The sequence below is a fragment of the Maribacter sp. HTCC2170 genome (genome assembly GCF_000153165.2).
Taxonomy (GTDB): Bacteria; Bacteroidota; Bacteroidia; order Flavobacteriales; family Flavobacteriaceae; genus Maribacter_A.
On the sequence record NC_014472.1, the window covers coordinates 223,270 to 235,641 of the forward strand.

The following is a 12,372-nucleotide window of genomic DNA, read 5'->3' on the forward strand; positions in this document are numbered from 1 at the left end:
AATGAATCTAGAATACACCTTTTGCAATTGCATGGATATTATCCGATTTGCCCATTGAGTAATAGTGCAATACAGGAACACCAGCAGCTTTTAACTCTTTAGACTGCTGTATTGCCCAATCCACACCTACTTGACGAACCGCCTTGTTGTCTTTACAATCATCAACAGCATCTATCAAATCCTGAGGCAAATCTATACGAAATACTTGAGGCAACAGTTGCAAATGTCTTTTTACCGCGATAGGTTTTATACCCGGAATAATTGGAACATTGATACCTATTTCTTTTGCCGCATCAACAAATTCAAAATATTTTTGATTGTCAAAGAACATTTGAGTCACCACATAGTCCGCCCCTGCATCAACTTTTTCTTTTAATCGTTTTAAATCTGATTGCAGTGATGGTGCCTCCAAATGTTTTTCTGGATAACCGGCAACCCCAATACAGAAATCGGCACAATTGTCAGATTCTATCTCTTCATGCAAGTACTTACCACAATTTAAATTTTGTATCTGCCCAACCAATTCACTGGCAAAAGCATGACCGCCTTTTGTGGCTTCAAAGTATTTCTGTTCGCTACGTGCATCACCGCGCAAGGCCATGACATTCTGAATTCCTAAATAATGACAATCAACAAGTACATATTCCGTTTCCTCTTTGGTAAAACCTCCACATAAAATATGCGGCACCGTATCTACTTTATATTTATGTTGAATAGAAGCACATATCCCCACAGTACCGGGACGTCTTCGTGTCAATTTTTTATCTAACAGCCCAGATTTGTTAATGTAAACATATTCTTCTCGGGACGTAGTCACATCAATAAACGGAGGTTTAAACTCCATTAACGGATCAATGTTATTATACAATTCTTGAATGTTTTTCCCTTTTACTGGAGGAACTATCTCAAAAGAAAACAATGTTTTCCCTTTGGCATTTAATATGTGATCTGTAATCTTCATTCTGATTTGTATAATTATTTAATCTTCCGCAATATTTGGTGCCAGCCATTTATTGGCATCCTCTAAAGGTATTCCCTTTCTTTTGGCATAATCCAAAACCTGATCTTCTTTTATTTTTCCCAATCCAAAATAACGGGCCTCTGGGTTAGCAAAATAATAGCCGCTCACGCTCGCAGCCGGCCACATCGCCAAACTCTCTGTTAGTTCAACATCAATCTTTTCTTTAACTCCTAGAATTTCCCAAATGGTTAATTTCTCCAAATGGTCAGGACATGCAGGATAACCAGGTGCCGGGCGAATACCTTTATATGTTTCTTTAATGAGTTCTTCATTACTCAGATGTTCATTCGACGAATAGCCCCAATACTTGGTTCTCACTTCTTTATGCAAATACTCCGCAAATGCTTCGGCCAAACGATCAGCTAGGGCCTTAATCATAATCGAACTATAATCATCATGATCCTCCTCAAATTTTGCAGCTAAATCTGCAGTACCAAAACCAGTACTAACACAAAAACAACCAATATAATCCTGAATACCTGTTTCCTGTGGAGCGATGAAATCTGCCAGCGCAAAATTGGGCACTCCTTCTCTTTTTTTCAGTTGCTGACGGAGTGTTCTAAACTTTTTAGTTTCATCGTTGATCAAGACCTTAATATCATCACTATCGACTGAATTTGCTAGAAACAGTCCAAAAATAGCCTTTGCCTTCAATTGACTTTTGTCAACTATTGTTTTCAGCATGGCCTTGGCATCTTCAAAAAGTTCTCTTGCCTGTTGACCTACAACATTGTCTTTGAGAATATCAGGGTATTTACCATGTAAGTCCCAACTTCTAAAAAAGGGTGACCAATCTATAAATTGAACCAATTTCTGTAAATCAAAATCTTCGATAACCTGAATACCCAATTCATTTGGTTTTATTACCTCTTCAGTTTTCCAATCAATTTTGAATTTATTGGCTCTAGCCTCATTAATGGTCCTATATTCTTTTTGTTTTGAGCGTTTCAAGAATTTATCCCTAAACTCCTCATAGTTCAGCTTAATCTCTTTTTTATAATTATCCGAGTTTTCTTTCTGCAATAAATCCCCAACCACCGTAACTGCCCTTGAGGCATCATTTACATGAACAACCGCATTTTTGTACTGAGGATCAATTTTCACTGCGGTATGTGCTTTACTGGTGGTGGCACCCCCTATGAGCAGAGGAACATTAAAATTTTGACGTTCCATTTCCTTGGCAAGAAACACCATTTCATCCAATGATGGGGTTATTAATCCACTTAACCCAATGATATCAACATTTTCATCTTTTGCTGCATTGATGATTTTCTCAGGAGGTACCATAACTCCTAAATCAACAATCTCATAATTGTTACAGGCCAAAACCACGCTCACAATATTCTTACCGATATCATGAACATCCCCTTTGACCGTTGCCATAAGGATTTTTCCGGCAGCACCTCCAGCTATAGCATCAGGGTTATTTTTCTTTTCTTCTTCTATAAAGGGAAGTAAATGGGCCACCGCTTTTTTCATCACTCTTGCAGATTTAACCACTTGCGGTAAGAACATTTTTCCGCTACCAAAAAGGTCGCCCACAACATTCATCCCAGTCATCAAATGACCTTCAATTACTTCAATAGGTCTATTTACATTTGTTCGGGCCTCTTCAACATCCTCAACAATATATTGATCTATCCCCTTAACCAGTGCTCTGGTTATTCGGTCTTGTAAAGAATCTTCTCTCCATGACAGATCGACTTTACTTTCTTTGGCTTTTCCAACAACAGATTCTGCGAAATCCAATAACCGTTCTGTAGCATCATCTCGCCGATCCAAAATAACATCTTCAACATGTTTCAATAAATCTTTAGGAATATCATCATACACCTCTAACATGGTTGGGTTTACAATACCCATATTCATGCCCGCCTGTATAGCATGATATAAGAAAACTGAATGCATGGCTTCACGAACCGGGTTATTTCCCCTGAAACTAAAAGAAACATTACTAACTCCACCACTTACACTACAGTATGGAAGGTTCGTCTTAACCCATTTTGTTGCATCAATAAAATCCAGTGCGTTTCGTCTGTGTTCCTCCATTCCGGTTGCTACCGGAAAAACATTCAAGTCAAAAATGATATCTTCAGGTGCGAAACCTACCTCGTTGACCAAAATACTATAGGAACGTTTAGAAATCTCCAATCGTCTTTCATAATTATCTGCTTGCCCCACTTCATCAAACGCCATTACGATTACTGCAGCACCATATCGTTTTATGAGTTTGGCTTGTTGAACAAATTGTTCTTTACCTTCTTTTAAACTAATGGAATTAACAACGCATTTTCCTTGTACTACCTGTAGTCCTGCTTCAATTATTTCCCATTTAGAACTATCGATCATAATGGGTACCCGTGCAATATCAGGCTCAGCAATAATGAGATTTAGGTATTTCACCATAGCCGCTTTACCATTGATGAGTCCGTCATCCATATTAATATCAATAATCTGGGCACCGCCCTCTACTTGGTGCCGGGCAACATCCAAAGCTTCTTCAAATTTTTCTTCTTTAATAAGACGCAAAAACCTTTTTGAGCCGGCTACGTTTGTACGTTCCCCTACATTTATGAAGTTACTTTCAGGGGTTACCACTAGTGGTTCGAGTCCGCTTAACTTTAGATATTTTTGAGATATTGTACTCATTAATTCAAACGATTAATTTGGTTTTCATAACCAATCCTGATATACTTTTCAACAATATATCTTTTCAAACCAGCTTCCTTTATTTCTTCTAAACCAGTTTGAATTAGAGAATCTCCTTTTATTGTAATTTTAAAAGGAAACTTGTGGTTTCTTAAATTATCGGCTCCAATAAATTCCAATGTTTCTATATAGTCTTCACCTTTCAGCTCATACGTTCCTGCACCTGCATAAAACCCTTCACTAGTTTTTGGTTTTTGATTGAAAAAGGCAAAATGGGATTTGTTGATGATTTTTATAAAATCAGCTTTCGATAAATCCCTTACGACCACTGAATCGTTCTCACGAATTTCACCATACACTAATTTCCAAGTACCTTCTAAGTTATTACCTGTCTCTTTGAGATTTTCAATTTGTTTTTTATTGGACAAATTACAAGATATAAAAGTTGTCATGACAACAATAAAAACACCAAAACCTCTCATGATTTATTCTATTTAAGACTCGTTACAAACTATTTCTTGGCTCAAAATCCTTAACCAAATCTGCCATTGCCGAAATGTGTTCCGGAGTAGTACCACAACAACCTCCAACAATATTCACTAATCCTTTTTCTAGATATTCTTTTATCTGAGAAGCCATCTGTTCTGGAGTTTCATCGTATTCCCCAAAAGCGTTTGGCAATCCAGCATTCGGGTGCGCAGAAACAGCAAAATCTGTCTTTGCGGACAAAACTTCTAAATGAGGCACCAACTGACTTGCCCCAAGGGCACAGTTAAATCCTACTGACAAGATTGGGATATGGGAAATCGAAATCAAAAATGCTTCGGCTGTTTGTCCTGACAAGGTTCTTCCGGAGGCATCGGTAATAGTACCGCTCACCATAATCGGAATATCCATATTTCGCTCTTCCTTCACTTCCTCAATAGCAAAAAGTGCAGCCTTTGCATTCAACGTATCAAAAATTGTTTCGACCAAAAGTAAATCGACCCCTCCATCAATTAGAGCCTCAACTTGTTGTTTATAAGCAATTCTTAGTTCATCAAATGAAACCGCCCTAAATCCTGGGTCATTGACATCTGGTGACATACTAGCTGTTTTATTGGTTGGACCAATACTCCCTGCTACAAATCTTGGTTTGTCCGGGTTCTTAACAGTAAACTCATCAGCGACTTTTCGGGCAATCCTTGCTGATTCATAATTCAGCTCGTAGACCAACTCCTCCATCTGGTAATCTGCCATCGCGATTGTTGTTCCAGAAAAAGTATTCGTCTCAATAATATCGGCACCAGCCTCTAAATACTTCGCATGAATTATAGCAATGGCCTCAGGCTGTGTTAACGACAATAAATCATTATTACCCTGTAATGACAGTGGCCATTCTTTAAAACGCTCTCCCCTAAAATCCTCTTCCGTAAATTTATACCGTTGAAGCATGGTGCCCGTGGCACCATCAAGTATCAATACACGTTCTTTTAATATGTCTTTTATCTCTTTCATTCTTAATTCAAAACCATGTGAATTATATAGTCAATAGACTATGGTTTAAAACTGTTAAAAAATGTATCAAGATTGGATGAAAGAAAGACCTTCTTTTTCTCTGTTATCTTTCACGCCATAGGCGTAATAGAATGTAGCACCTACTTTAAAGTAAAGGGTTGCCAAGGTTTCATTGGGTCTAGTCCCTCCGCCTTTCTTGATAACGGTTTCAGTATTGTTTATGAACTGGTTGCAAAGAAACGGCACAGTTACTTTAAATGCAAGGAATAGCCGAAGATTTAGGTAATCCAATAAACATTACTCGTCGGAATTTACCAACGACCTAGTCAACCTGTTCATTTTATCCACCTTTTGCCCGAAGTCATCTTTTAGCCTTTTCCTATAACTATTAAGATTCCTTACCATTTCATCTATATCCTCTGGGATTACTTCCTCAAAAAATTGGCGCAGTCTTTTTGCCGTTGTTGGGGATTGACCATTGGTTGATATTGCAATTTTGACATTACCCTTTGTTACAATACCCCCCATGTAGAAATCACAGTATGGCGGATTGTCGGCCACATTTACTAATTTATCCTGCTGCCTACAATCTTTGTACACCTTAAGATTAACATTTGGATTATCAGTTGTTGCCACAACTAGGTGCATGCCATCTAAGTGCCTTTTATGATAGGTCTCTTTTATTAATACAGCCTCAAACTTTTTGGCCAAAATTAAAGTTTCATCTCTGAACATTGGTGATACTATGGTAATATTTGCATCTGGACTCGACTTAGTCAAAAACCGTAATTTTTCTTCTGCAACCTCACCCCCACCGATAATCAAAATTGTCAACTTTGAAGTCTTCAAAAAAATTGGGTATAGATTGTTCCTTTCCATTATCAATGTGTTACTTCCAATTCAGAATATTGTTTTTGAACTTCAAAAATCCGTTCTCTATGTTGCACAACTTCGCCAATAATTATAATAGCTGGGTTTGCCAGTTCTTGTCGCTTAACTATAGTCTCTATTGTACCAATTGTCCCTACACCAACTTTCTCATTTTTCCGCGTGCCATTTTGGATGATGGCTATTGGTGTTTCTGATTTCCCTTCTTGTTTGAATAAATCAACAATTGCAGTTAATTTACTCATCCCCATTAGAATTACTACAGTAGCGTTTGATTTGGCTGCCAAGTGAACATCTTTGGATAAATTATGGTCCTTAGTTGTCCCTGTTATCACCCAAAAACTTTCTGCAGCACCTCTTTTAGTTACTGGAATTTGCTGGGCTGCCGGCACTGATACCGATGATGAAATACCTGGCACCATAGCAACTTCCAACCCATGGGCGGCTGCATATTCCATTTCTTCTGCCCCTCTACCAAAAACGAATGGATCACCACCCTTTAATCTAACAACATGGCCATGCGACTTAGCTCTTTTGACAATCAACTCATTTATTTGTTCTTGCTGATAAGCGTAGCAACCTCTGCGCTTACCGACAAATATGTGTTCTGCTTGGGGAGCATAACCCAATAACTCTTTATCAACCAAAGCATCATATAAAACAACGACAGCATTTGATAAGGCTTTTACACCCTTCAAAGTGATTAAGTCCACATCTCCTGGGCCAGCCCCAACTACCGTTAATTTAGGTTCTTTATACATTGACCAAGTCCAATTTTCTATAAGCGTCAACACTTTCAAGAAAGTATTTTGCATCCTCTAAATAGCTTTTTGCAAATTCAGAAGTTGGCTCATTTTTCTTTATTTGTAAAACCAATTCAGAAAATTCACTTTTAAGTTCAATTCTCTTTGAATCCACGAATATTTTATCAAAATCTTTTATAATACTCGAATGGGTATTGGTTTTTGTTTTTTCCGCAGTCAATAGAGCCTTTGCTGAATTAACCATTGCAGCATATGAATGATATATACTTGCAGCCCATTTACCCTGCCCATAACTGGAAGAAGCATTTTGCACTTTCTCCTCGCTCTCATATAACAAGGTGGCTATTAGGTCAATAACTACGCCCGCGCATTCTCCTATTCCTATAGCTTTCTGGTATTTTTCCTTTGCCCCCCAATCAATAAAATCTTCTTGGGTAAGATTATCCAATGCTCCCAATGGCTTGAGTAAATTGTAGAAGTAGGGCTCTCCCTTTTTTTCGTAATAGGAAGCATATGACAAACCCTCTCCATTTGCATCATAATCATTCAAAACCAACCGTAATGCTTCTGGTCCTCTTCTGCTTGGCACCTTTATCACTTTGTCAGCAAACAGTCCACGTCCATTTCCTAAGTTACCACCACCTAAAAGTACTTGTAAGGCAGGGGCAACCAATTTGTCTTTTGTTCTAATTGACATGCCCTGAAAACCAATATTGGCCATACTGTGCTGACCACATGCATTCATACATCCGCTTATTTTAATAACCACATCAGGGTTATTTATATAATGTGGAAACTCTGCTTTAATTACTCTTTCCAATTCTTGTGCAATACCTGTACTACTGGCAATACCAAGATTACACGTATCTGTACCCGGGCATGCGGTTATATCCAATGCCTTATTATATCCAGGATTGGCAAAACCCAACTTCTCCAATTCCGCATAAAAGAAAGGAATCAATTCTTCTTTTACATAGGGAACAAGGATATTCTGGCGAAGCGACAATCGTATTTCACCCGCGGCATAATTCTTAACCAAATCGGCAAGTAATCGAGCTTTGTCCGTATAAAAATCGCCCAACAAAACTTTGATTCCGATAGCTACATACCCATCTTGTTTTTGAGGAATCACATTCGTTGACTTCCATTGCTCAAAGGTCTTTTGATCAATAATATCAACCTTTGGAATAGCGACATTCACAATATTAACTTTAGGGTATGATTCAAAATCTATTATGTATTGCTTAAAAGGAACAGCAACCTGTTCTTCATCAATTAGTTTTTTGAAACCATCCAATCCAAGATCCTTGAGTAAAAATTTCAATCGTGCTTTTGCTCTACTCTTGCGCTCCCCGTATCGGTCAAAAACGCGAACAACAGCCTCCATTTTTGGTATTATTTTATCAGCTTCCAAAAAATCATAAAGTACATCTGCATGCCGCGGTTGCGAACCTAAACCACCTGCTAGCATTACTTTGAAACCTCTTACCCCATTTTGGATTTTGGCAATAAAACCAATATCATGCATATAAGACAAACCAGTATCGGCATCACTTGCTGAAAAAGACACTTTGAACTTTCGACCCATTTCTTGACCCACCGGATTTCGCAGAAAGTACTCAAATACTGCTTGGGCATAAGGCGAAACATCAAAAGGTTCATCCATATCTACACCGGCTGTTTCACTTGCAGTAACGTTCCTTACCGTATTACCACATGCTTCTCGCAATGTAACCTCATCTTTCTCTAATTGCGCCCAAAGCTCAGGCGTTCTATCCAAATCAACATAGTGTATTTGAATATCCTGTCTGGTGGTAATGTGTAATCGCCCTGTGGAATACTCATCTGACACATCACATATTCGCTTAAGCTGTTTGGAAGTTACTTTACCATAGGGCAACTTAATACGAATCATCTGAACACCAAATTGACGTTGCCCATAAACACCACGAGCCAATCGAAGACTTCTGAATTTCTCTTCATCTAAATTGCCTTCTTTAAATTGGCGGATTTTAGCTTCTAATTCAATGATATCCTTTTCAACAATCGGATTCTCTATTTCTGTTCTAAAACTTTTCATGATAATTTTTTAAATCAACATTATCCTATTATATCTATCTATTTAATAGATTATTTAAAACAATTGTTATATGCTATAATTTGATAAAAAGAGTTTAACTAATAAACCCTGCCCCTACTGTATTGTTAGATTGTGTATCAATTAAAATAAATGACCCATTTGTCCTATGATTCTTGAAAGCATCAAAGAAAATAGGTTTATTCAATTTAAAAGACACTCTAGCTATATCATTGATCTTCAATGAATCTACATTTTCTTCAATACCAGAATAATCAGGATTGATTTTATGATGGATGGCATCTACCTTTGCCAACACCTTATTTACACCATGTTGTAACACATACTTCCCTCCTGTATTGAGAGTTTTGGCATCCATCCACGAAATTGTAGCAGTGAATTGTTTGTCTATTGTTGGTAGGTCATTAGCCTTTACGAGCATATCGCCACGACTGACATTAATCTCATCTTCCAAAGTAATAGTAACCGATGATCGTCTTGATGCTGTTTGACATTTCTCATCATAAAAATAAATGTCTTTTATTATTGATTTGGTCTGGGATGGCAAAGCTACCACTTCGTCCCCCACACTTAATTGCCCGCCATAAACCTTGCCTGCAAAGCCTCTGAAATCATGAAAATCTTCAGTTTTAGGTCTAATAACATATTGAACAGGAAATCTTGGCGTACCAATATTGAAAATATCCTTTTTATCTAATTTCTCTAGATGGTCCAATAAGGAATCACCCTGATACCAAGGCATGTTTTCTGAAGTGTTGACCACGTTGTCTCCTTTTAGGGCACTAACAGGAATAAAGGAAATATTTTGATCTTGATAATCCCGTTTACTCATCAAGGCTTCAAAATCTGTTTTTATAGCATTATAGGTTGACTCCGAATAATCAACAAGATCCATTTTGTTTATCGCAACTATTACATCTTTAATCCGCAATAGATTATTAATAAAGAAATGACGATTGGTTTGCTCAATTACTCCTTTTCTTGCATCGATCAAAATAATTGCCGCCTGTGAAGTCGAAGCTCCAGTCACCATGTTTCTTGTGTATTCTACATGACCTGGAGTATCAGCAATGATATAACTTTTATTGGGTGTGGAGAAGTAAATATGGGCTACATCTATGGTAATACCCTGTTCTCGCTCTGCCACTAACCCATCTGTCGCTAAAGAAAAATCTAAATAATCATAACCTTTCTGCTTACTGGTTTTTTCAATGGCTTCTAACTTATCGGTAGTAAGTGATTTTGTATCATATAGAATTCTACCAATCAAAGTGCTTTTTCCGTCATCTACACTACCCGCCGTTGCTATTTTTAGTACTTCCATCCTATTTTGCTATTTGCCTTTAGCTATTAGCCGTTGGCTGAATTTTATTAATTTGTTAAGCTAATGGCCATTGCCAAAAGCAAATTTTTATTGTGAAAAATTTAAAAATATCCTTGTTGCTTTCTTTTTTCCATGGCTGCCTCAGAGCGCTTATCATCTATCCTTGCACCTCTTTCTGAAATGGTAGATTCCCTTATTTCTTGGACCACACTGGCAATATCGGCAGCCTCAGAAAATACTGCCGCGGTACAGCTCATATCTCCTACAGTTCTAAAACGAACCATTTTTTCCAATACTTCTTCATGATCCTCTTGGAATACATAATCAGAATGCGACCAAATCAATCCGTCACGCAGGAATATCTTTCTTTTATGGGCAAAGTATATAGAGGGTATTTCAATTTCTTCTTTTTCTATGTAAGACCAAACGTCTAATTCTGTCCAATTGGAAATTGGAAAAACCCTTACATTTTGACCCAATTCTATTTGTCCGTTCAACATATCGAAAAGCTCCGGCCTTTGATTCTTCTCATCCCATTGTCCAAAATCATCCCGCACTGAAAACACGCGTTCCTTGGCTCTGGCCTTTTCTTCATCACGCCGTGCTCCACCAATGCAAGCATCAAACTTGAACTCTTCAATAGCATCTAAAAGGGTGGTTGTTTGTAAAGAATTTCTGCTCGAATATCGCCCAGATTCTTCTTTAACCTTTCCTTGGTCTATAGAATCCTGAACATTCCTCACAATTAATTCCAACCCTAATTCTTCAACCAATCTATCCCTAAATTCGATTGTCTCTGGAAAGTTATGTCCAGTATCAATGTGCATTAATGGAAAGGGAATCTTTGCTGGATAAAAAGCTTTTTGAGCCAATCTTACCAAAGTTATTGAGTCTTTTCCTCCTGAAAACAATAAAACCGGCTTTTCAAATTGGGCGGCTACCTCTCTCATTATATAAATCGCCTCGTTTTCTAGCGCGTTAATATTTGAAGTATCTTTCATTTATGCTGTACTTAATCAATGTTATTATATATGTAAACCACATTCGCGATTTTCAAGAACCTTAGTTGGGTCAAAATATTTGTGCTCATTGGGTAAACTTCTTTTTTTAAGATATGAGTCCAGTTGCCCATCGCTCCAATGGTAAAAAGGACTCACCTTTAAAACTCCATCTTTGCTTAAACTCAAAATATCAAGTGAATCGCGATGTGCAGTCTGACCCTTTCTCAAGTTCGTAAACCAAACGTCAGGTTTAATCTCTTCCATTGCCCTTCTAAAAGGTTCCAACTTCACTTGCTCAGTGAACTCGCCATGTTTTGGGTCATCAATTCCTGGCATACCAAGTACAATATCTCTATGGGAAGATGTCTGTCTAGGCACATACAACTTTACATTTAGTCCTAAAATCTCGATAAGCTCTTCAGCATGCCTATATGTTTGGGGGGTGTTATAACCAGTATCACACCAAACAACAGGAATATTTTTCCTCACCTGGGTAACTGCATTTAATATAGCTACTTCGTATGGCCTAAAATTGGTGGTTACAACAGCATTCTTAGCGTACTTCACAGCCCAAGAAATGATTTCCTCTGGTGGTATACCCTTGAATTGAATATTCAGCTTTTTAATCTGATGTTCCGAAAATTCCATTTGAATTGATTTTAAAATTTCTATTTGCTATTTGCTATTTGCCCCAGTTAACCAGGTTCCATAAGCGTTCGTGAAAAAAATACAGCACCATTTTAGTCAAAAAATCTATTGATGCAATAGAAGCTGCCAAAGCAATCTTTCCCGTAAGTATGTACGAAATAAGAAGGGTATCCAAAGTGCCGACAACTCTCCAACTGAATGCTTTGGCAATACTACGAATGGGTTTTTCAGATTTCCTGTCCTTTTGAAAATCGGTCTTCTCCTTTTTATTTAAAATCAATTGGTCTGCAATCATGACTATATTTTCTTTTATCCTATGGATTTAATAGAGTATGCAAAAATAGAATTATAATTAATACCTAGACGTTAAATATTATTAAATATTAAATTTACCCTATTGATTTAGTAGATTTATAACAAACTGACCCTATGATTGAAGAATAATCAATTAGTTACTTTGTTTTTTGAATATTAGGAAGAGT

General features: G+C 37.5%; 11 protein-coding genes and 1 riboswitch. All 11 genes read right to left on the bottom strand.

The features are described from left to right. Positions 1-7 precede the first annotated feature (7 nt). Entirely contained in the window at positions 8-961 is a 954-nt protein-coding gene (gene metF, locus FB2170_RS01020) for a methylenetetrahydrofolate reductase [NAD(P)H] (RefSeq protein WP_013304631.1), read from the bottom strand. A gap of 18 nt (positions 962-979) precedes the next feature. Beyond that, entirely contained in the window at positions 980-3,670 is a 2,691-nt protein-coding gene (gene metH / locus FB2170_RS01025; RefSeq protein WP_013304632.1) for a methionine synthase, read from the bottom strand. Next, entirely contained in the window at positions 3,670-4,152 is a 483-nt protein-coding gene (locus FB2170_RS01030) for a hypothetical protein (RefSeq protein ID WP_013304633.1), read from the bottom strand. Before FB2170_RS01030 ends, metH begins: the two co-directional genes overlap by 1 nt. Positions 4,153-4,174: 22 nt before the next feature. After that, entirely contained in the window at positions 4,175-5,167 is a 993-nt protein-coding gene (locus FB2170_RS01035) for a homocysteine S-methyltransferase family protein (RefSeq protein ID WP_013304634.1), read from the bottom strand. A 100-nt stretch (positions 5,168-5,267) separates the two neighbouring features. Next, positions 5,268-5,373: riboswitch (SAM riboswitch) on the bottom strand. A 91-nt stretch (positions 5,374-5,464) separates the two neighbouring features. After that, the gene (locus tag FB2170_RS01045) at positions 5,465-6,046 is read right to left on the bottom strand and encodes a bifunctional precorrin-2 dehydrogenase/sirohydrochlorin ferrochelatase (RefSeq protein ID WP_013304636.1); all 582 of its coding nucleotides are present in this window, start codon (positions 6,044-6,046) and stop codon (positions 5,465-5,467) included. Between the two features lie 2 nt (positions 6,047-6,048). Next, entirely contained in the window at positions 6,049-6,816 is a 768-nt protein-coding gene (cobA, locus tag FB2170_RS01050) for a uroporphyrinogen-III C-methyltransferase (RefSeq protein WP_013304637.1), read from the bottom strand. Continuing rightward, positions 6,809-8,899 carry a HEPN domain-containing protein gene (locus FB2170_RS01055; RefSeq protein ID WP_013304638.1) on the bottom strand — a complete coding sequence of 697 codons (2,091 nt, stop codon included), beginning with the start codon at positions 8,897-8,899 and terminating at the stop codon, positions 6,809-6,811. Before FB2170_RS01055 ends, cobA begins: the two co-directional genes overlap by 8 nt. A gap of 94 nt (positions 8,900-8,993) precedes the next feature. Next, the gene (locus tag FB2170_RS01060; protein ID WP_013304639.1) at positions 8,994-10,241 is read right to left on the bottom strand and encodes a sulfate adenylyltransferase subunit 1; all 1,248 of its coding nucleotides are present in this window, start codon (positions 10,239-10,241) and stop codon (positions 8,994-8,996) included. Between the two features lie 101 nt (positions 10,242-10,342). Further along, positions 10,343-11,242 (bottom strand): sulfate adenylyltransferase subunit CysD, encoded by a 900-nt coding sequence (gene cysD / locus FB2170_RS01065; protein WP_013304640.1) that lies wholly within the window; start codon positions 11,240-11,242, stop codon positions 10,343-10,345. Between the two features lie 24 nt (positions 11,243-11,266). Beyond that, positions 11,267-11,890, bottom strand: coding sequence for a phosphoadenosine phosphosulfate reductase family protein (locus FB2170_RS01070; RefSeq protein WP_013304641.1), 624 nt, complete (start codon positions 11,888-11,890; stop codon positions 11,267-11,269). Between the two features lie 34 nt (positions 11,891-11,924). Next, positions 11,925-12,185, bottom strand: a complete 261-nt coding sequence (locus FB2170_RS01075) for a DUF2061 domain-containing protein (RefSeq protein ID WP_013304642.1) — start codon at positions 12,183-12,185, stop codon at positions 11,925-11,927. Positions 12,186-12,372 lie beyond the last annotated feature (187 nt).

What these genes read in the sequence shown, in the direction of transcription:
- FB2170_RS01070 (WP_013304641.1), bottom strand. Translation starts at nt 11,890, where the DNA reads ATGGAATTTTCGGAACATCAGATTAAAAAGCTGAATATTCAATTCAAG.
- metF (WP_013304631.1), bottom strand. Translation starts at nt 961, where the DNA reads ATGAAGATTACAGATCACATATTAAATGCCAAAGGGAAAACATTGTTT.
- FB2170_RS01035 (WP_013304634.1), bottom strand. Translation starts at nt 5,167, where the DNA reads ATGAAAGAGATAAAAGACATATTAAAAGAACGTGTATTGATACTTGAT.
- FB2170_RS01030 (WP_013304633.1), bottom strand. Translation starts at nt 4,152, where the DNA reads ATGAGAGGTTTTGGTGTTTTTATTGTTGTCATGACAACTTTTATATCT.
- cobA (WP_013304637.1), bottom strand. Translation starts at nt 6,816, where the DNA reads ATGTATAAAGAACCTAAATTAACGGTAGTTGGGGCTGGCCCAGGAGAT.
- FB2170_RS01055 (WP_013304638.1), bottom strand. Translation starts at nt 8,899, where the DNA reads ATGAAAAGTTTTAGAACAGAAATAGAGAATCCGATTGTTGAAAAGGAT.
- cysD (WP_013304640.1), bottom strand. Translation starts at nt 11,242, where the DNA reads ATGAAAGATACTTCAAATATTAACGCGCTAGAAAACGAGGCGATTTAT.
- FB2170_RS01075 (WP_013304642.1), bottom strand. Translation starts at nt 12,185, where the DNA reads ATGATTGCAGACCAATTGATTTTAAATAAAAAGGAGAAGACCGATTTT.
- FB2170_RS01060 (WP_013304639.1), bottom strand. Translation starts at nt 10,241, where the DNA reads ATGGAAGTACTAAAAATAGCAACGGCGGGTAGTGTAGATGACGGAAAA.
- FB2170_RS01045 (WP_013304636.1), bottom strand. Translation starts at nt 6,046, where the DNA reads ATGGAAAGGAACAATCTATACCCAATTTTTTTGAAGACTTCAAAGTTG.
- metH (WP_013304632.1), bottom strand. Translation starts at nt 3,670, where the DNA reads ATGAGTACAATATCTCAAAAATATCTAAAGTTAAGCGGACTCGAACCA.